Raw genomic sequence first — 17,627 nt, forward strand, 5'->3', positions numbered from 1 at the left:
TCTTTGTGAGCGCCTTGCCCCCATTTAAGGCCTGAGTACTACTCAGGCTTTAGCGTTGTGGCACGTTACCGGCCCCGATCAAGCTAGAAAAGAACCTTCCATTGAGCAACCCTTCCATCTCTGACTCCCCAGAACAGCTGGGGAAAGTGGTCTTTGTAGGTGCGGGCCCCGGCAACCCTGATCTGCTGACCATTCGGGCCCGTGAGGTGCTCGCTCATAACGCCCTGGCCATCGTGGACCCCCAGGTGCTGGGCGGGGTGCGTGACATTGTCGGCTCCGCTCTGCCGGTCCCGCAGGAGCTTATCGATGCCGCCGAGGCCGAGTATGCAGAAATTGTCGCCGCCGCCAAGGCTGCCGGAGCTCGCCGTAAGCCGCCTAGGCCACCGGCACCCACTGCGGCGGTGCTGTCGGAGCCTGCGGAGGACCTGGAGGGCATCGTCAAGCAATGCCAAGAGGCGCTGGCCCACGGTGGGGATGTCATCCGCCTGGTGGCGGGCAATCCTTTAAACCGGGAGTCCATCAAGGCCGAAATTGCTGCAGTGGCCGCGGCAGGCCTGGAGTTTCACGTGGTGCCGGGCATGTCTTTGCCGTCCACGGTGCCTTCGTTTGCGGGGTTGGCGCTGGGCTCGACGTACACCGAGGCCGATGTGGCTGACATTCATGATGCCGCAGGCTGGGACACCCTTGCCGCCGCCGCGCAGCCTTTGGTGCTCCAAGCCACGGCGGAGGACTTGGCGGTGATTGCCCGCGAGCTGGGCAGCCGGGGTATGCCGGCAGATACCGCGGCCTATGTCACGGTGCACGGCACCACCCGCTTGCAGCGCACGCACGAAGCCACCCTGGCCACGCTGGGCAAACTCGGTGCGGAGCTGCCGGGCTCCCTGGTGGTCACTCTGGGTCGCAGCTTCGACGACCGCACCAAGTATTCCTGGTGGGAAAACCGGCCGCTCTACGGCTGGCGGGTACTGGTGCCGCGCACCAAGGAACAGGCAGGGCCCATGAGCGCGCGCCTGGCTGGTTACGGCGCCATTCCGCAGTCTGTGCCCACCATTTCGGTGGAGCCGCCGCGGAATCCACAGCAGATGGACCGTGCTATCAAGGGCATAGTGGAGGGCCGTTACAAGTGGATCATCTTCACCTCTGTTAATGCAGTCAAGGCAGTGTGGGAGAAGATTTTTGAGCTCGGCCTGGATGCGCGCGATTTTGCTGGCGTGCAGCTGGCTGCCGTGGGCACCAAGACTGCTGATGCCATCCGCGAGCGCGGCATGGTCCCCGAACTGTTGCCGGAGCGCACCCAGCAAAATGCCGAAGGACTGGTGGCGGCGTTCCCCAACTATGTGGAGGACATTGACGCCGTGGGCCGGGTGCTGCTGCCGCGCGCTGACTTAGGTGGCGAGGCCCTGGTTACCGGCCTAGAGGCCCTGGGCTGGGAAGTTGATGACGTGGTGGCGTACCGCACCGTGCGCGCTGCTCCGCCTTCGGCAGAGATTCGGGACTTGATTAAGTCCGGCGGCTTTGATGCCGTGGCGTTTACCTCTGGGTCCACTGTGCGTAACCTGGTGGGTATTGCCGGCAAGCCGCACCCGCGCACCATCATTGCGTGCATTGGGCCATCGGCCAAGGCTGCTGCTGAGGAGATGGGCCTGCGCGTAGACGTGGTGCCGGAGGTTGCAGAAGTGCCCGCTTTGGTCGATGCCCTGGCAAGCCACGTGGCAGCGCTGCGTGCGGCTGGCAATCTGCCGGCCCCGCGAAAGAAGCGCCGCTCCCGCAAGAAAGGAACCACAGCTTAAGTGAGTAGCTTTCCCACCCGCCGGCCCCGGCGCCTGCGCGCCAACCCCGCCCTGCGGGAGTTTGTGGCCGAGACCCGCCTGCACGCCAGCGATCTGATCTTGCCGGTGTTTATTGCCGATGGCCTCGCGGCCCCCCGGGAGATTGCCTCCATGCCGGGGGTCTACCAACACACGCTGGAATCCCTGACGCAGTTGGCAGAAGAAGCCATCGCTGTGGGGATCAAGTGCATTGACATCTTTGGAGTTCCGCGCCCGGAGGACAAGGACGCCACGGGTTCGGCAGCCATTGACCCGGAGGGGATCCTCAACCGCGCCTTGGCGCACTTGCGGGAGCGCTTCGGCGATCAGCTGCTGTTGATGGCGGATACCTGCCTAGACGAGTTCACAGACCACGGCCACTGCGGCGTGCTGGACGGGCAGGGGCGGGTGGATAATGACGCCACCTTGCCGCTATACGCCCAGATGGCGGTGGCGCAGGCCCGCGCTGGCGCGCACATTGTCTCCCCGTCGGGCATGATGGACGGCCAGGTGGGCGTTATCCGCGACGCGCTGGATGATGCCGGCTTTGCCGATGTCGCCATCATGGCCTACTCCGCCAAGTATGCCTCGGCTTTCTTTGGGCCTTTCCGCGAGGCCGTGGGCTCCTCCCTAGAGGGCGACCGCCGCACGTACCAGCAGGATCCCCGCAACCTGCGGGAGTCGGTGATGGAAGCGGAGCTGGATGTTTCCGAAGGCGCGGACTTCATCATGGTCAAGCCCGCCCTGCCCTACCTGGATGTGCTGAAGACTCTGGCCGAGTCCAGCCCGGTGCCAGTAGCGGCCTACCAGGTTTCTGGTGAATACGCCATGATTAAGGCAGCCGGTGCCAACGGCTGGGTAGACGGGGATGCCGTGATGTTGGAATCCCTGGCCTCCATCAAGCGCGCGGGTGCGGACCAGATCTTTACCTACTACGCCATCGAGGCTGCTCGCGCTTTGCGCGAAAGCTAGAAGGAGCCGGTAGCAGTGTCTGATACTCCCCAGAAGACTTCCACAGCACCACAAACCCGCAAGTCCCAGCGCCCCGAGGCAGTTGACTACCTGCTGGGGCTTGGGCTCTTTGTCCTGGGTGGTGAGGTGGTCCACCAGGGGCTGCAGGTGGCCACCAGCCTGTTTAACCGGCACATCATGGTGGGGCAGCTGAGCAAGTCATTGGCGGAGCGCGGCACGGAATACCCGCAGGCGTTTATGGACCTGGCCTCCTATGCGGCCATTGCGGGTACCACCATGTTCTCCCTGCTCATCATTGGCCTTCTGGCCTGGATGCTGGCTCTTTTGCGCACCCCACAGCGCCATTCCGGTACCGCCCGGCGGCTGTGGTTCGCCTTTAGTCTCTACTTCACCTTCCGCCTGTTGATGGTGTTTCTGGTCGCCCCTGCTGGCGCCGATGCCCCCGACTGGCTCTACGTTCTAGACGGCAGCGTCCAAATCCTGGTCGGCTCCGCGGCCGCGATGCTGGTGTATTTCACCTCGAAGGAAGACACCCTCAATTACACCGGCGAGTTAGAGCAGTTGCGCAAGCTTGAAGCGGAGCAGCGCCGCGAACTGGAGCGCCGGAAAGAAGCCGCCCGCGAGCGCAACAAGCGCGACAAAGGTGACAAGCGCGACAAGCAAGGCGAGGGCAACAAGCGCTCTGCGAAAGACCAGGCAGACACCAAGTCCGGGCGCACCTCCGGCCGGGGCAAGCACCGTGGTTAACCCTCACCGGCCTTCCCACCAGGCTTCCAACCAGGCTTCCAATCAGGCTTCCCGCCGGCCTTCCCACCAAGCTTCTGGCCAGGCTTCCAATCAGGCCCAGCGGCGCCGCCCGTCGTTGGCCTACTGGCTATTCGTGGCCGCGGCGGTCCTCATGGTGCTTTCCAGCCTGGCCGGGTTCTTCGGTCCCGCCGCCGGGCCGGGCCACAGCGCGGGCGACGCCACCGCGCACGACGCCACCGCAAACGAACTTGCCCGCTACCTGCAGACCAACCGCAACGTTGTGGCCTGGGCGAACCTTGGCGGGGGCATCGGCATAGCCGTGCTGGCCCCACACCTACACCGGCTGCGCTGGGCACGCCACCTGCTGTGCGCACTGGTGGGCCTGGCCTGCTTCATCAACGTGGCCGCGGTGGCTCTCGGCGTGGGCGGGCTGGTGTTGCTGGCCATCCCCGTGCTGACCCTGGCGGCCACGTTGGCCATGTTCCGCTCACAAGCACAGGATAAGTAAAAGGACTCTTATGCGAAACCTTAAGCCCAACGCGCCCCTGGTGGCCGCAGCCCTGGGAGGCACCCCCTCCCGCCCGCCAGTCTGGTTCATGCGCCAAGCGGGGCGCTCCTTGCCGGAGTACAAGCGGGTACGTGAGGGTATTGGCATGCTGGACTCCTGCTTCATGCCGGAGCTGTTGGCGGAAATTACCTTGCAACCGGTGCGCCGCCATGACGTAGATGCCGCCATTTTGTTCAGCGACATTGTGGTCCCGCTCAAGGCCGCGGGCGTGGGCGTGGACATTGTGGCAGGGCGGGGTCCAGTCATGGACCACCCCGTGCGCACCGTGGCTGATGTGGAGGCGCTGCCCATCCTGGACGCCGATGTGCCGCAGGTGCGCCAGGGCATTGAGATCATTAACGCAGAGCTCACGCAGGCCCAAGCGCTGATCGGCTTCGTGGGCGCGCCGTTTACCCTGGCCTCCTACCTGGTAGAAGGCGGGCCGTCTCGCAACCATGAGCGCACCAAGGCGCTGATGCACTCTGCGCCCGAAACCTGGCACGCACTCATGCGCCGCCTGACACCCACCATCATTAATTTCCTCCAGCTGCAGGTAGAGGCCGGGATTGATGCCATGCAGCTGTTTGATTCTTGGGCGGGCTACCTCAATGAGGCCGACTACCGGGAGTTCGTCTTGCCGTACTCCACGCAGATTCTGGACTCGGTTGCCGGGGTGATTCCGCGCATCCACTTCGGCGTGGGGACCGGGGAGCTGCTCGGCGCGATGTCCGAGGCCGGTTCCGAGGCCATGGGCGTGGACTACCGGGTGTCCATGGCCGCTGCCGCCCAGCGCGTGCAGGCGAAAGTCTTGCAGGGCAACTTGGACCCCGCCCTGCTTTTTGCCGGCGATTCCGCCGTGCGGGCCGCCGTGCGCCGCATCCGCGGGGAGGTCGACGCCGCTGGTGTGGGCCACATTTGGAATTTGGGGCACGGGGTTCTGCCCACCACTGACGCGGATGCCATCACCCGCGCTGTCGCCATTATTCATGAGGAGGGCTAAATGAAGATTGCCATTATCGGTGCCGGCCTGGCCGGGCTGACCGCAGCGTATGAGCTGCGCGACCATGAGGTGTATGTCTTTGAGGCGGAAGGGCGTATTGGCGGCAAGCTGCACACCGTGGCCTTCGATGCTGGCCCCACCGATATGGGCGCCGAGGCCTTTGTCGCACGGCGTGCCGATGCCGTCGAATTCTTCAGCGAGCTGGGACTGCAAGGTAGTCTCGTACGCCCCTCGGGGCTGCGCCCGCGGGTCTATTCCGATGGTGCGCTGCACTTGCTGCCAGAAGGCGGCGTGATGGGCATTCCCGCCCGGCCACAGGACTTCTTCACCGAGGAGACCAACGCGCGCATTGCCGCTGAGCAGCCCTTTGGCTGGACCCCCGGCCAAGACGCCTCCGTGGGGGCACTGGTGCGCGCCCAGTTTGGTAGTGATGTGGTAGACCGCGTGGTCTCCGCCCTGCTGGGTGGGGTGTATTCCTGCGCTGCTGACGATCTAGGCTTGCGCGCGACAATCCCGCAGCTGGCTCAGATGTTAGACCAGCTCGCCGCGCAGGGCCCGGTGACGCTGTCCGGGGCGGTCGCCGCACTTGAGCAGGCACGCACCGCCGCCCCTCAAGCTGCTGCGGGGCCGGTCTTTGCCACCTTCCGTGGTGGCTACGCCGAACTGTATGAGGCCCTGGCGGAGCAATCCGGCGCGCAGATTCATCTGGATACGTTTATCTCCGGGGTGCAGGCCCAAGGCGCGGGCTTCCAGGTGCATGGTGCTCCAGCGGAACTGGGCACTTTCGACCGGGTGCTTTTTGCCACCCCGGCGCCCACCACGGCGCGGTTGCTGTCCAAGGTGGCCCCGCAGGCGGCTGCGGAACTCAAGCAGGTCAAGCTGGCTAGCTCGGTGGTGGTGGGCTTTAGGTTCGCCTCTGCCACGGACCCGCAGGGCGCTTCGCTGCCGGAGGCCACGGGCATTCTGGTCGCCGCGGATGAGCCCGATATGCGTGCGAAGGCCTTCACGCTTTCGTCAAATAAGTGGCCCCACCTGGGGCAGCGCCCGGGTTGTATTGTGCGCGCGTCCTTCGGCCGCTTTGGCGATGACGCCTTGGTGCGCGCCGATGAGGATGACTTGGTGGACTTCGCTCTCGATGACTTGCAGAAGGTCTCTGGCTTCGATGGCCGCGCGGCTGGTGTGGAGGAGATCTACACGCAGCGGTGGTTCGGTGGCATCCCCTGCTATGCCCCAGGCCATCTGGACATTGTGTCCAGGGTGGAGGCTTTGCTTGCCGATACCCCCGGCATCAGCGCCACTGGTGCCTGGGCCGGTGGCGTGGGCGTGCCCGCGGTCATCGCTCACGCCCGCGCTACCGCTGCCCGCCTGGTGGGCCAGGAATAGTTGGGGATACCTCCGTGTAGCATCCGGGCATGTATGGCTTGTCTGGGGCGCTCTGCTGGCCGGAGTGGGCTGCCGGGCGGATTGGTAGTGGTATCGCGCAATATCTTTAATTAGCGCGTTAATCCGCTTGTCTGCACATGGAACCTACACGATGAACGCGGCCAGGAGGCTGCCCACCACTATGGCCAGGACCACGGCGGCGAAGGCCTTGCCTTGCCAGTGGGCGTAGTTGAAGTCCATGCCCACCCCTGCGCGGCGGTCCACCACGATGGCCGGGTCTGCGGGGTTGTAGTAGAACAAGCCCAGGCGGTAGTGGTGGTCATTGTTGGGGGACTCGGCGGTACTGTCAGGAAAGTTTTGGTGGGCGAGGTCCTGCTCCAGCCGGGCGGGCGCGCGCAGGCTGGCGACGAGGGCAATGATGACACCGATGAAGGTCAGGGTCAGCATGAACGCCAGCGCATAGCCCATTTGCTCCGCGTAGCGCGGTAGTGGGGAGGCCACCTGGAGGACGGCTATGCCCGTGGACATCAGGAAGACAAGTACGCCCAGCCCGCGAATGCAAGCCACTATTTGGGCGGCGCTGCGCAACTGGCCGCGGGTGGTGCGATCCGTGCGCGGGTGGACCCGCACGGCCCGCATTAGGGCGATCGTTGCGGCCATGACGACGATGAGGCCAAGATTGACGAACGCCGGGATAAACACGCTGCCAACGGACTTCTCACTCCATGCATCCGGCTGCATGCCTGGACCCCAGTGAGTGGGAATGATACCCGGAATCTGCTCCCACTGCGCCGCCACGACGTAGACGGCAACGAGCGTGACCAGCACCGAACACGCCATCCAGCCCCAGGGGAAGGAAGCGCGCGGCAAATCCTCTGGGGTGATTCGCCCGGCAATGGCAGTGGCCTTGCCCTCAAACCAGCGCCCCGTTTCTTTTAATCGGGCCAGATGAGCGCGTTGCCATTGCCACGCCACGGCTGCACCTACTAGTGGCAGCGCAATAGACAGGGGAAACGCCGCGGGGTGCTCCCGGAAAACTGCGGCCAACAGTGCTGCCACCATACCGCAACCCGTCACGGTGAGGCGGTAGGTGCGGATGGGGGCGGAGGCATCGGCAAGATGGGCACGGGGCACGCGCACGCCAAGGGGCGAGGCGGGCTGGAAGGCGGGGAGGGCGGCCAGCACGCCGGCGGCGAGCAGGACGGCGGCGACCATGATGACAGCAAGCATTATAGTTCCTTGATGAGTTTGGCGATTTCGGAGGTGGTGAAACCCTGGGCGCGGGCGCGCTGGATTAGTTCTTGGAGGTCGGCGCGGAGTTGTTCGCGTTGTTGCGCGGTGCGGGTGCCCTGGCGGACCACCGAACCGGAGCGGCCCGCGGTCTCCACCAGGCCATCGCGGACAAGTTGGTCGTAGGCCTTTTTGACGGTGGCGGGGTTGATGCCGAATTCGGCGGCAACCTGGCGCACAGAGTCCAGGCGTTGTCCGTCGCGCAAGTGCCCCTGTGCAATGAGTGCGGTGATGCCGCGCCGAATCTGTTCGTAGAGCGGTTCTGGCGAATCGGGCGAGAGAGTCAAAAGCATGGCGCCTCCTTCTGTACTCCTCACTGTAGCACAGATTGTATTGGTGCTAGTAATACACAGCACCCTGGCTGGATGTAACCAGAAAGGGTAAGCTGTAGCGAAGCAGTCACGAGCAACGAAGGAGAGCGACATGGCGAATCTTGTGGGAGTTAAATCCGCAGAACAGATCGACCAGATGGTGGCTACCTGCAACGCGGTCATGCTGATGGCGGGGTTTGATGCTCCGGAACCGGAAATTCAAGCCCTCGGGCGCAAAATCGCTGAAGGCACAATGACCGCCGAAGAAGCGATCGCCATCGCTTGCAGGCCTAAGCCGGAAGGTTAGGAGAGGATCATGAGTGGGGGGGGTGGGAAACCTACTTCATACCTGGGACACAGGTGCTCAGGAATCTCTTTGGAATAACCGACTCGGAAGAGCTCCACGATAGTGAACGGGCCGTTGTTTATTTCCGCATGATGGAGTTTTGTGCCCGGCCGCTGGAGGGGAACTTCGATTATGCCCACTTTAGGGCGATACACCACATGCTCTTCCAGGATGTATATGAGTGGGCGGGCCAGGAACGTACCGCGCCCACCGGGCAGTTCATGGTCAAAGACGGGCATGCGTATTATCCGGCCGGCCCCGAACTGCGCAAGCGTGCTGAAGCGCTTTTCGCGGGGCTGAGGCGGGACGATTTCTTCAGAGGGCTCGCCATCGAAGACTTTGTCCCTAAACTGGCTGAGTTGTGGGGCGAGCTCAACGTAGTTCATAGCTTCCGCGAAGGCAACACGCGCACACAGTGGATGTTCTTTAAGGCATTGGTGGAACATGCAGGGCACTCATTGGACATCCATCGCACTGAGAAGGATGCTGAGTATCGTGCGCGGTTTATCGCAGCGCGCTATCACAGCCAGGACACTGGCGATAACTCGCAACTAGCCACTGTCCTGCGCGAAGTCATCTCTTAACTCGCTTGCGGGAGGCGGGCCCGGCGTTATGTCGCGCGCCGGGGCGGGCCCAGGCGGCCGCTAGGCCCGGTCGCGGTGGACGAAAATGGAACTGAAGTCGGTATTGCCACGGCCGGCGGCTTGCTCGCGCTCGAAACGGGCAATGGCGGCCTCCACGGCCGGCAACGGTTGCGAAGCGGTGTCGACCATCAGCTTGGAGTCCTTGCATAGGGCATCGACGCTGAAATCACCCGGCTCCGTACTGCGCTCGCCGCGGATAAACGGCCCCTTCATCTGCGCCATGAAATTCAGTCCGGTGATGCCAAGCATGTCTAGCACGGCCTCGGCATCAAATCCCTCGGCCTCGCCCAATGCCAGCGCCTCTGCTACGCCCTCCGCCGTAACGGAAAGCGCCAGGTTAGCCAATAGTTTGCCGGTGGCCGCCGCTGCTGCGGACTCTACGCCCAGCAATTTGTCCGGGTGTGCCCAAGGCTTGACGATGCCCATTGCCTCCTCCCGTCGCTTCCCATCCGGGGTTCCCACATACACGCCCAGCTCGCCTGCGCGAGCTGGGCCCAAGGAACCCACCACGGGGGCATGGACGTAGGAGGGGACGGCATCGGCAAACTCGCGTGCGGCGGCGGGGGAGACTGTGGTGGTATCAATCCAGGTCACCCCGGCCGGGATCAGCTGCGGCGTGAGGACTACCTCGCGGACATCATCCGGACCGAATAGGGAGGTGATGATGAGCTCGGCATCCGCGACGGCCTCAGCAGCGCTTTTGGCTTGGCGTGCACCCCGGTCGACCAGCGGCTGCGCGCGCTCGGGGGTGCGGTTCCACACCGTGACCTCGTGGGGCTCTATAAGGTGGAGGGCCAACTCCGTGCCCATGCGTCCAGTACCTAAAAGTGCAATCTTCATGCGCTCCAGTGTGCCAAAGATTGCTAACGCAGGTGCTTATTCAACTCCGCCTGCAGTGGGCCGGGCAATTGCACTGCTGGCTGGGCGGGCAGCGGAATGTTGTAGACCTCCTGCGGCGGGCGCCACACGGGAAGCTCCGGCACTTGGCCGAGGGGTGGTACCGGCGGCAGTGGCGGCAGGCCGGGAAGCTGTGGCACGGGAAGCTGCGGCAGCCCCGCCGGTGGGCGCGCGGCAGGGGGCGGAGGTGGCGCCCCGGGGCCTGGCTGCAGGGGTACCGCAGCCCCGGCAGGTTCGGCGGGAGGAGCGGTATCGGCATCGGCAAGCACTGGATTAGCTGGGGCAGAGGGCTCGGTTGAGCTGGGCGCAGTGGAGGAGACGGCAGGGCGCGGCTGCAAGGGGCGCGGCGCGGCGGACCAAGCGGCGGGCTCCACGGGAGTCTGGCGGGTGGCGAGCGGTGGCGGCGCACAGGCAACCAAGCTAGTCACACCGATAGAACAGACGGACAGGATAGATATAATTGCCATGCGGTGCATGAGTTATTCCCCCTTTAAAGTGAGTTCCGGGCCAAACCCCCGTCGGGCCCTGGCTCCTAGCCTAACACCCGCTAGCACGCCAAGGGAAGGGTTTGGCGCAAGAATCAGACTTTCGTATGTGGCGGGAATGGATACAATGGTCAGCATGCCTACTTCCAGCTCCTCAGTTGATACGTCTATTACCACTCAATCGCAGCAGTGGTTCCAGCGCAGCGCGCGCTCCATCCCGGGCGGGGTGAACTCCCCGGTGCGTGCATATGGCTCGGTCGGCGGCCAGGCCCGCGTGATTGCTCGCGGCAAGGGTTCGCGCCTGTGGGACGTGGACGGCAATGAGTACGTGGACTTGGTCAGCTCCTATGGGCCGATGTTGCACGGCAACGCCCACCCGCAGATTGTGGAGGCAGTGCACAAGGCCGTGGTGGATGGCTTGAGCTTCGGCGCGCCCACGGAGGCCGAGGCCCTGCTGGCGGAAGAGATTATTAAGCGCACGGCCGTGGAGAAGGTACGCATGGTCAACTCCGGCACGGAGGCCACCATGTCTGCGGTGCGCCTGGCGCGCGGGTTCACGGGCCGGCCGAAGGTGCTGAAGTTCGAGGGCTGCTACCACGGGCACGTGGATGCGCTGTTGGCATCGGCAGGCTCGGGCGTGGCCACCTTTGGGCTGCCGGATTCCCCGGGGGTCACGGGCGCCACGGCGGCGGATACCATTGTGGTGCCCTATAACGACCTGGAGGCGGTGCGCGCGGCGTTTGCCCAAAACCCGGGGGAGATTGCCTGCATTATTGCCGAGGCCGCGGCGGGCAACATGGGCACAGTCGCCCCGCAGGAGGGCTTCAATGCTGCGCTGAAGGATATTGCGCACGCTGACGGTGCGCTGCTGATTTTGGATGAGGTCATGACGGGTTTCCGCACCTCCTACCAGGGTTGGTACGGCGTTGATGGCGTGGCGGGGGACCTGGTGACCTTCGGCAAGGTGATTTCCGGCGGGCTGCCGGCGGCGGCGTTTGGCGGCCGCGCGGACATCATGGATTACCTGGCCCCTGCCGGTCCCGTCTACCAGGCAGGCACCCTGTCTGGTAACCCCGTGGCCATGGCTTCGGGTTTGGCATCCCTTCAGCTTGCCGATGCCCCCGTTTACTCCCGCTTGGCTGCCCATGCGGACCGTTTGTGCGATCTGATTTCGACCGCCTTGGCTGGGCAAGGCGTGGAACACCATATGCAGCGGGCGTCGTCGATGTTCTCGGTGCGCTTCGCGCCGGGGCCAGCGCATAATTTTGCCGATATGCAGGCGGGGGAGAACTTCCGCTTTGCGCCCTTCTTCCACGCGCTGCTAGACCATGGGGTGTACGTGGCGCCGTCTGCGTTTGAGACGTGGTTTGTCTCTGATGCGCTAACGGACGATGATTTTGAGGTAATCGAGCGCGCGTTGGTGCCGGCTGCTCAGGCTGCGGCTGCCGCGCGGAAGGAGTCTTAATATGTCTACGACCATCGTGCATTTGGTGCGCCACGGTGAGGTACACAATCCGGAGAAGATTCTCTACGGGCGGATCCCGGGCTACCACTTGTCCTCCCGGGGCTTTTCACAGGCAGCGCGCACGGCGCGGTCGTTTGAGGGCCACGATGTGACCTACCTGGTGGCTTCTCCGCTGCAGCGCACGCAAGAGACCGCGGCGGAGATTGCGAAGGTTGTGGGCCTGGACGTGGACACGGATAAGACCGTGATTGAGTCCGGCAACCGCTTTGAGGGGCTGCGGGTCAAGGGTCTGCGGTCCCAGCTGTGGAACCCCACCCGCTGGCCGCTGCTGCGCAATCCGCTGCAGCCTTCGTGGGGGGAGCCGTTTTCTACGGTGGCAGACCGCATGATGAATGCCGTGGAGCGCGCTCGCCTGGAGGCGGAGGGGCATGAGGCTATCGTGGTCTCCCACCAGCTGCCCATCGTGATGGTTCAGCGCACCGTGCTGGGCTTGCGCTTGGCGCACGCGCCGTGGAACCGGGAGTGTGACTTGGCGTCGGTGACGTCCTTGGTGTTCCAGGACGCGGAAATCACAGACATCTTCTACTCTTCGCCTGCACATGCTATCTAAAGCGGTGCGGTCTAAGGCAGTGTGGTCTAAAGCGGTGCGGTCTGTAGCGGTATGGTCTTGGGCAGCGCGGCGCAGGGGCGCCGCGGCGGTGCTGGCGGTATCGCTGGCAGCGGGCGTGAGCGCGTGTACCAGCGAAAATGCCGATAATGCAGTAGCCCAGGGGGAGACCTTTGAGTTCATCTCCCCGGGCGGCCAGCAAGTAATCCGCTACCCGGAGGCAGAGCGTAAGCCACTGCGGGACTTCAGTGGGGAGTCGCTGCAGGACGACACTAAGGTGCTTAAACTCAGCGACTTCCGGGATCAGATTGTAGTGCTCAACTCCTGGGGCCAGTGGTGTGCGCCGTGCCGTACGGAATCGGATGATTTGCAGCGGGTCCATGAGGAGTTGCAGGCGCGCGGCACCGGCACTTTGCTGGGTATTAACGTGCGGGACTTCAACCCGGACATCGCGCGGGATTTTTTGGAAGACAATGGCATTACGTACCCCTCGGTGTATGACCCACCGTTTAAAACGGCGGCTGCGTTGGGTGGGGTGCCTACCTCGGTGGTGCCCACCACGATCATTTTGGACCGCCAGCACCGCCCGGCGGTAGTGTTTTTGAAGTCCGTGACGGACCAAGAATTACTTGCGGAAATAGATAAATTGGAGGCTGGCGCTTAGCCATGGGTGATGCATTCGCCAACGCAGCGGCCAGTGGTCCACTGCTACTGGGAATCCTGGCCGCTGCGGCCGCCGGCTTAGTTTCTTTTGCCAGCCCGTGCGTGGTCCCGCTTGTGCCGGGATACATTTCTTACCTGGCTTCCGTAGTTGGTGGGGAGGTCGAATATGACTCCCGCGGCGTGCGGGTTGCTGGCGGGCGCCATCGCGTTGCTTGGGCGGCCCTGCTGTTTGTCGCGGGCTTTAGCGTGGTCTTTGTGCTGGCCACGGTATCTGTCTTTGGGGCAATTTCCGCGCTGACCCTTAACGCGGAGGCGCTCATGCGCATCGGCGGAGTGGTTACCATTTTGATGGGCGTGGTCTTCATGGGCGTGGTTCCGGTGCTGCAAAAAGACACTCGCCTGGCGCCGAAGCGGGTGAGCACTTGGTTGGGAGCGCCCTTGTTGGGCGGGGTCTTTGCCTTGGGCTGGACCCCCTGCCTGGGCCCGACCTTGGCGGCGATCGTCTCGGTGTCTGCCGGTACCGAAGGAATGACGGCTCTGCGCGGCACGGTCCTAATCCTGGGTTATTGCCTGGGCCTGGGGTTGCCGTTTGTGCTGGTGGCGTTGGGTTCGGCACGGGCCGTGGCCTCTGTGGACTGGATGCGGCGGCATTCGCAGACCATTCAACGCGTGGGTGGGGTGTTGATGATCCTTGTGGGCCTGTGCCTGGTCACCGGCCTGTGGGGGCATTTCATTAGCTACATTCGCCAGTGGACTGTCGAGTTTGGCGTTACCCTGATTTAGTCCCGTTTGAGGCCGTGCAAGGCGGCGGAACGGTTGGATAGAGATATGCGTTTGGTGAAGGGATAGTTGTGAAGTACCTGCTAAGGGGCTGGCGGTGGCTGACGAGCATGCGTACCGCGCTCGCGCTGCTGTTCTTATTGGCCGCGGCGGCCATCCCGGGATCGCTGCTCCCGCAACGTTCGTTGAACCAGGGCAACGTCAATGACTACATCGAGTCCAACGGCACGGTGGCGGAGATCTATGACAAGCTGCAGCTTTTTGATGTCTTCGAATCCGCCTGGTTCCAGGCCATCTATGTGTTGCTGGCTATTTCACTCATCGGGTGTATTTTGCCGCGTTCTCGGGACCATTATCGGGCGTGGCGCAAGCCGCCAGCGCGCGCTCCGCGCTACTTGGACAAACTCCCCCACCATGCGGTGGGGGAGACCTCCGCGGATCTTGCCCAGGTCCAAGCTCGGGCCCACAGTGTGTTGCGTTCCTGGAAAACCGCTGCGACGGACAATGACCGCGCCGGTGCGTATTCAATTTCTGCGGAGCGCGGCTACGGCCGCGAGCTGTGCAACCTGGTTTTCCATATCGGCCTGGTGGCCATGCTGGTCACCATTGCGGCCGGGCGCATGCTCTCCTATGAGGGGATGGTCATTGTGGTCACCCAATCAGGCTCGTACGCTGATGCCACCGAAGTGGACCAGTCCACGGAGTTTTGTAATACCTCCACGTCCAATTACGACTCCTTCCGCGCAGGCAACCTCTTTGATGGCACGGGGCTTAACCCCTTCTGCTTTGTGGCCCATGACTTTAGCGCGGAGTATCTGCCCAATGGGCAGGCGAAGATGTTTAGGTCCAATGTCTCCTACGCCGAGGGCGAGGACATCTTCCGCGATCACTCGGAATGGACCGACTATGAGCTGGCCGTTAATCACCCGCTGCGCTTAAACAGCGACCGCGTGTATTTGCAGGGCCATGGCTTTGCGCCCACCGTGACGGTGGAATGGCCCAACGGGGAAAAGCGCACCCAGACCATGCAATTCCAGCCCACGGATCTGGTCAACTTCCTGTCGTCTGGAGCAATGCGTTTTGATCCTCCGGCGGGCATGTACCCGGACTTGTTCGAGCGTCGCCAGCACCAAATCGCGCTGCAGGGCCTATTTGCCCCCACTGCCCAGTGGGAAGGTGAAAATGGCCAGCTGCTGGTTTCTGGGTTCCCGGCCATGCGTGACCCGGCCTTGGCTATCGACATCTACCGTGGCGACGCCGGACTGGACACCGGCAGCACCCAAAGCATCTTCTCCCTGGACTCTGGTCTGATCCACTCCGGTCAACTGCAAAAGGTGGAGCGGGTGAACATGGTGGCAGGGGAGACCGTCACGCTCGACGATGGCACCAAAGTCACCTTCGAGGGCGCCTCCGAGTTTGCTAACTATCAAATCTCCCACGACCCCATGCAGACCCCGCTGCTCGTTTCTGCGCTGACCATGTTGGCCGCACTGGTGGGCTCGCTGCTGATTAAGCGCCGTCGCGTCTGGGTGCGCCTGGTTCCCATCGCTTCCGGCACTCGCGTGGAGATGGGCGGCCTTGTCCGCACAGACCGCGCCGGCTGGGAGGCGGAGTTTGATCGTCTCTACCGTCAGATCATGGATCTGCCCCCCTTGGAGGAGGAAGAGGACCAGGACGACATTTTCGTCGACTAGTCCACTTCCAAACCCGCCAGATTTACCTCCGCTTTCCAAGTGAGTCGGTCCCCACCGGCTCGCTTTCCCCTCCCGTGCCGCCTCCGCTGCCGCCAACCTCCCAGTCCATGTTCCTCTATTGGGGCTTGCGGCCGAGGCCTCCTCCCCGTTGCTCACTGTCAGCCGCCCGCCCCCTTTTGCCCCGCGCAGGTGTGCTCGCACCTTTAGCCCCTTCCGCGTGCTTTTGTTGTCGCGGTTGGGGCTGTGTGCTTTCCGATGCCGCCAGCTTCCCACCTTCAGCTTTCCGGTGGTGGTGTTGCCTGGTGGTGGGCTTCCGGTGGTGGTGTTGCCTGGTGGTGGGCTTGCGGTGGGGAGTTGGTGGGTGTGGCTGATGGTGGTGCCGCTGTGGGCCGGGTTTGTATTGGTGGGGTGCCACCGGGTGCTTGCCACCCAACCCCGGTACCCATGCGTACCATCCGGCCCCGGGTTATCGGGATGCCATCTGGTGGGTGGTCCTCATTGGCACCGTTATGGTGCGGACACAATGGGGTCAGGTTTGACATGTTGGTCTGGCCACCGTGGTTCCAGGGGTGGATGTGGTGGATCTGGCACTTATCAAACGGCAAGTGGCAGCCTATCCAGGAGCATTCGGCACCTTCGGCAAGTAGCAATAAGCGTTGCTTAGAGTTAGCGGTCCGCGAATACCGGTACAAGTCCAGAGGACCATGCTCACGCGATAGCGCTGCGATAAACCCGTAGTCCAGACACAACCGCTCGAGGAGGTCTTTACCGGTGAGGATGGCGCCGTTGGAGGCGCGGACGCGGATATCGGCATCGGTGGGATAGCGCCCCGGGTTGTGCATCCGGTCGACGAACTCACAGATCTGATCCAGGTAGATGGGGATGATCGGGATGTAGCGTTGTTTGCCAGCACCCCCGCCCCTGAAGGCTGCCAGGAAGCTTTCTACTTGATCTTGAGGATCAACTACGGCGTGGACGTCCATGATGTCGACAGACTTGCCTGTGGCTTTCAGCGTGGCCAGGCCATTAGCGTGATGGGTAAGGCTTACGCCTTCTTTAACCTCACGTGGCTTGAGCAGTTTCTTCAACTGCTCACGCGCAACGGCCTCGATTTGTGCGGCGGGCGTCTTGCAGAGTTTGACGCGTAGTTTCCATTTGGCGAGCTTGTCAGCCACGCGGTTGGTTTTGGTCTCGATGAGGTCGAGGGCGAAGATGCTGTGGCCTTGGGTGCGGGCGGCGGTGAGTGCTTTGTATTGCAGGCCAGTAAAGGTGGTGGGTCCGTAGTAGGTGGTATAGAGGGTGATGGTTTTGGCTGCTGCTAGTGGGCACCAGCCTTTAGCGACGAGGCTTTCTACGGTCTCACCGCCAAGTGTGGCGAGACCGTCAATAAAAGCACCAGGCGCGGTGGGTCCTGGTCCTATTAGCGTCGTCTCGAGGTTCATGGCATCGACACTAAACCGGCCGGTATTGCCTGCGCAAGGGTTAACTAGTGAGGTGTCTAATGGAGTGTGCAATGAGGGTAAACTTTGGGACGATCCACCATGGTAATGGGGGCACCCACACGGGGGTAGCGCACTTGCGGCACGCAAACAGGTTGATGGTCGCGGTATCGGTGAAAGGCGGTAGCGATGGCAGTCGGGGTGTCGGCGCCGGGTCGTAGAGACGGGTCACGTGTAGGCGTCAGGCGGTAGCGATGGCGGTCGGGGTGTCGGCGCCCGGGTCGAAGAGACGGGTCACGCGTAGGCGGCGGGAGGTGGGGGATGGGGAGCAGTGCATGAGCCACAGGCGGCAGGCAGCGGGAGGTGAGGGATGGGGAGCAGTGCATGAGCCACAGGCGGCAGGCAGCGGGATGTGGTGCATATGGCGACCGGTACCAGGGGCGGCGTTGAGGGGTGGGGGCATCGGCAGGCTTAGGCTAGCGAGCGGGGCAACGGGGACGGCGGGATGAAGCTCATAGATGTGGTGCGTATGGTCCATCTTTTGGCCTG

The 17,627-nt window shown here is 63.3% G+C and carries 18 protein-coding genes; 13 read left to right on the forward strand and 5 right to left on the reverse strand.

Annotated elements, in window-relative coordinates; genetic code table 11:
• The first annotated feature begins 101 nt into the window (after nt 1-101).
• The 6 genes from G7Y31_RS01445 to G7Y31_RS01470 are packed head-to-tail and all read left to right on the forward strand — an operon-like array spanning nt 102 to nt 6,457.
• The gene (locus tag G7Y31_RS01445; protein ID WP_196823593.1) at nt 102-1,790 is read left to right on the forward strand and encodes a uroporphyrinogen-III synthase; all 1,689 of its coding nucleotides are present in this window, start codon (nt 102-104) and stop codon (nt 1,788-1,790) included.
• Nucleotides 1,791-2,780, forward strand: a complete 990-nt coding sequence (hemB, locus tag G7Y31_RS01450) for a porphobilinogen synthase (RefSeq protein WP_165008909.1) — start codon at nt 1,791-1,793, stop codon at nt 2,778-2,780.
• A 15-nt stretch (nt 2,781-2,795) separates the two neighbouring features.
• Entirely contained in the window at nt 2,796-3,527 is a 732-nt protein-coding gene (locus tag G7Y31_RS01455; protein WP_165008907.1) for a hypothetical protein, read from the forward strand.
• A complete protein-coding gene (locus G7Y31_RS01460; RefSeq protein WP_165008905.1) occupies nt 3,520-4,035 on the forward strand; it encodes a hypothetical protein in 516 nt (171 codons plus the stop codon). The genes G7Y31_RS01455 and G7Y31_RS01460 overlap by 8 nt, the downstream gene beginning before the upstream one ends.
• A gap of 10 nt (nt 4,036-4,045) precedes the next feature.
• Nucleotides 4,046-5,074, forward strand: coding sequence for a uroporphyrinogen decarboxylase (hemE, locus tag G7Y31_RS01465; RefSeq protein WP_165008903.1), 1,029 nt, complete (start codon nt 4,046-4,048; stop codon nt 5,072-5,074).
• Nucleotides 5,075-6,457 carry a protoporphyrinogen oxidase gene (locus tag G7Y31_RS01470; protein ID WP_165008901.1) on the forward strand — a complete coding sequence of 461 codons (1,383 nt, stop codon included), beginning with the start codon at nt 5,075-5,077 and terminating at the stop codon, nt 6,455-6,457.
• A 144-nt stretch (nt 6,458-6,601) separates the two neighbouring features.
• Here the strand turns inward: G7Y31_RS01470 and G7Y31_RS01475 are convergent, their stop codons facing one another.
• Nucleotides 6,602-7,687 (reverse strand): DUF1648 domain-containing protein, encoded by a 1,086-nt coding sequence (locus G7Y31_RS01475; RefSeq protein WP_165008899.1) that lies wholly within the window; start codon nt 7,685-7,687, stop codon nt 6,602-6,604.
• Nucleotides 7,687-8,040, reverse strand: a complete 354-nt coding sequence (locus G7Y31_RS01480; RefSeq protein WP_165008897.1) for a GntR family transcriptional regulator — start codon at nt 8,038-8,040, stop codon at nt 7,687-7,689. The genes G7Y31_RS01475 and G7Y31_RS01480 overlap by 1 nt, the downstream gene beginning before the upstream one ends.
• A gap of 130 nt (nt 8,041-8,170) precedes the next feature.
• Here G7Y31_RS01480 and G7Y31_RS01485 point away from each other — a divergent pair, with 130 nt between their 5' ends.
• Together G7Y31_RS01485 and G7Y31_RS01490 are read left to right on the forward strand one after the other, a co-directional pair.
• Nucleotides 8,171-8,365, forward strand: a complete 195-nt coding sequence (locus G7Y31_RS01485; protein ID WP_165008895.1) for an antitoxin VbhA family protein — start codon at nt 8,171-8,173, stop codon at nt 8,363-8,365.
• Between the two features lie 128 nt (nt 8,366-8,493).
• Nucleotides 8,494-8,988 (forward strand): Fic/DOC family protein, encoded by a 495-nt coding sequence (locus G7Y31_RS01490; RefSeq protein ID WP_196823594.1) that lies wholly within the window; start codon nt 8,494-8,496, stop codon nt 8,986-8,988.
• A 60-nt stretch (nt 8,989-9,048) separates the two neighbouring features.
• On the opposite strand, the gene G7Y31_RS01495 is transcribed toward G7Y31_RS01490, so the two are convergent.
• A complete protein-coding gene (locus G7Y31_RS01495) occupies nt 9,049-9,888 on the reverse strand; it encodes an NAD(P)-dependent oxidoreductase (protein WP_165008893.1) in 840 nt (279 codons plus the stop codon).
• A 23-nt stretch (nt 9,889-9,911) separates the two neighbouring features.
• A complete protein-coding gene (locus tag G7Y31_RS01500) occupies nt 9,912-10,373 on the reverse strand; it encodes a hypothetical protein (RefSeq protein ID WP_196823595.1) in 462 nt (153 codons plus the stop codon).
• Between the two features lie 184 nt (nt 10,374-10,557).
• Between G7Y31_RS01500 and hemL the strand changes: the two genes are divergently transcribed.
• From hemL to G7Y31_RS01525, 5 genes are all read left to right on the forward strand, one after another.
• Nucleotides 10,558-11,895, forward strand: a complete 1,338-nt coding sequence (gene hemL, locus G7Y31_RS01505) for a glutamate-1-semialdehyde 2,1-aminomutase (RefSeq protein WP_165008889.1) — start codon at nt 10,558-10,560, stop codon at nt 11,893-11,895.
• A gap of 1 nt (nt 11,896) precedes the next feature.
• The gene (locus G7Y31_RS01510) at nt 11,897-12,505 is read left to right on the forward strand and encodes a histidine phosphatase family protein (RefSeq protein WP_165008887.1); all 609 of its coding nucleotides are present in this window, start codon (nt 11,897-11,899) and stop codon (nt 12,503-12,505) included.
• Nucleotides 12,495-13,166, forward strand: a complete 672-nt coding sequence (locus tag G7Y31_RS01515; RefSeq protein ID WP_165008885.1) for a TlpA disulfide reductase family protein — start codon at nt 12,495-12,497, stop codon at nt 13,164-13,166. Before G7Y31_RS01510 ends, G7Y31_RS01515 begins: the two co-directional genes overlap by 11 nt.
• A 2-nt stretch (nt 13,167-13,168) precedes the next feature.
• Entirely contained in the window at nt 13,169-13,948 is a 780-nt protein-coding gene (locus tag G7Y31_RS01520) for a cytochrome c biogenesis CcdA family protein (RefSeq protein WP_165008883.1), read from the forward strand.
• 107 nt (nt 13,949-14,055) lie between these two features.
• The gene (locus G7Y31_RS01525) at nt 14,056-15,639 is read left to right on the forward strand and encodes a cytochrome c biogenesis protein ResB (protein WP_196823596.1); all 1,584 of its coding nucleotides are present in this window, start codon (nt 14,056-14,058) and stop codon (nt 15,637-15,639) included.
• 275 nt (nt 15,640-15,914) lie between these two features.
• On the opposite strand, the gene G7Y31_RS01530 is transcribed toward G7Y31_RS01525, so the two are convergent.
• Nucleotides 15,915-17,081 (reverse strand): HNH endonuclease signature motif containing protein, encoded by a 1,167-nt coding sequence (locus G7Y31_RS01530; RefSeq protein ID WP_165008879.1) that lies wholly within the window; start codon nt 17,079-17,081, stop codon nt 15,915-15,917.
• Between the last annotated feature and the right edge of the window lie 546 nt (nt 17,082-17,627).

This window comes from Corynebacterium lizhenjunii (assembly GCF_011038655.2).
Taxonomy (GTDB): domain Bacteria; phylum Actinomycetota; class Actinomycetes; order Mycobacteriales; family Mycobacteriaceae; genus Corynebacterium; species Corynebacterium lizhenjunii.

Excerpts from the sequence above, each read along its gene's own strand:
- hemE (WP_165008903.1), top strand. The coding sequence starts at position 4,046 with ATGCGAAACCTTAAGCCCAACGCGCCCCTGGTGGCCGCAGCCCTGGGA.
- G7Y31_RS01470 (WP_165008901.1), top strand. The coding sequence starts at position 5,075 with ATGAAGATTGCCATTATCGGTGCCGGCCTGGCCGGGCTGACCGCAGCG.
- G7Y31_RS01475 (WP_165008899.1), bottom strand. The coding sequence starts at position 7,687 with ATGCTTGCTGTCATCATGGTCGCCGCCGTCCTGCTCGCCGCCGGCGTG.
- G7Y31_RS01480 (WP_165008897.1), bottom strand. The coding sequence starts at position 8,040 with ATGCTTTTGACTCTCTCGCCCGATTCGCCAGAACCGCTCTACGAACAG.
- G7Y31_RS01485 (WP_165008895.1), top strand. The coding sequence starts at position 8,171 with ATGGCGAATCTTGTGGGAGTTAAATCCGCAGAACAGATCGACCAGATG.
- G7Y31_RS01490 (WP_196823594.1), top strand. The coding sequence starts at position 8,494 with ATGATGGAGTTTTGTGCCCGGCCGCTGGAGGGGAACTTCGATTATGCC.
- G7Y31_RS01495 (WP_165008893.1), bottom strand. The coding sequence starts at position 9,888 with ATGAAGATTGCACTTTTAGGTACTGGACGCATGGGCACGGAGTTGGCC.
- hemL (WP_165008889.1), top strand. The coding sequence starts at position 10,558 with ATGGTCAGCATGCCTACTTCCAGCTCCTCAGTTGATACGTCTATTACC.
- G7Y31_RS01510 (WP_165008887.1), top strand. The coding sequence starts at position 11,897 with ATGTCTACGACCATCGTGCATTTGGTGCGCCACGGTGAGGTACACAAT.
- G7Y31_RS01515 (WP_165008885.1), top strand. The coding sequence starts at position 12,495 with ATGCTATCTAAAGCGGTGCGGTCTAAGGCAGTGTGGTCTAAAGCGGTG.
- G7Y31_RS01520 (WP_165008883.1), top strand. The coding sequence starts at position 13,169 with ATGGGTGATGCATTCGCCAACGCAGCGGCCAGTGGTCCACTGCTACTG.
- G7Y31_RS01525 (WP_196823596.1), top strand. The coding sequence starts at position 14,056 with ATGCGTACCGCGCTCGCGCTGCTGTTCTTATTGGCCGCGGCGGCCATC.
- G7Y31_RS01530 (WP_165008879.1), bottom strand. The coding sequence starts at position 17,081 with ATGAACCTCGAGACGACGCTAATAGGACCAGGACCCACCGCGCCTGGT.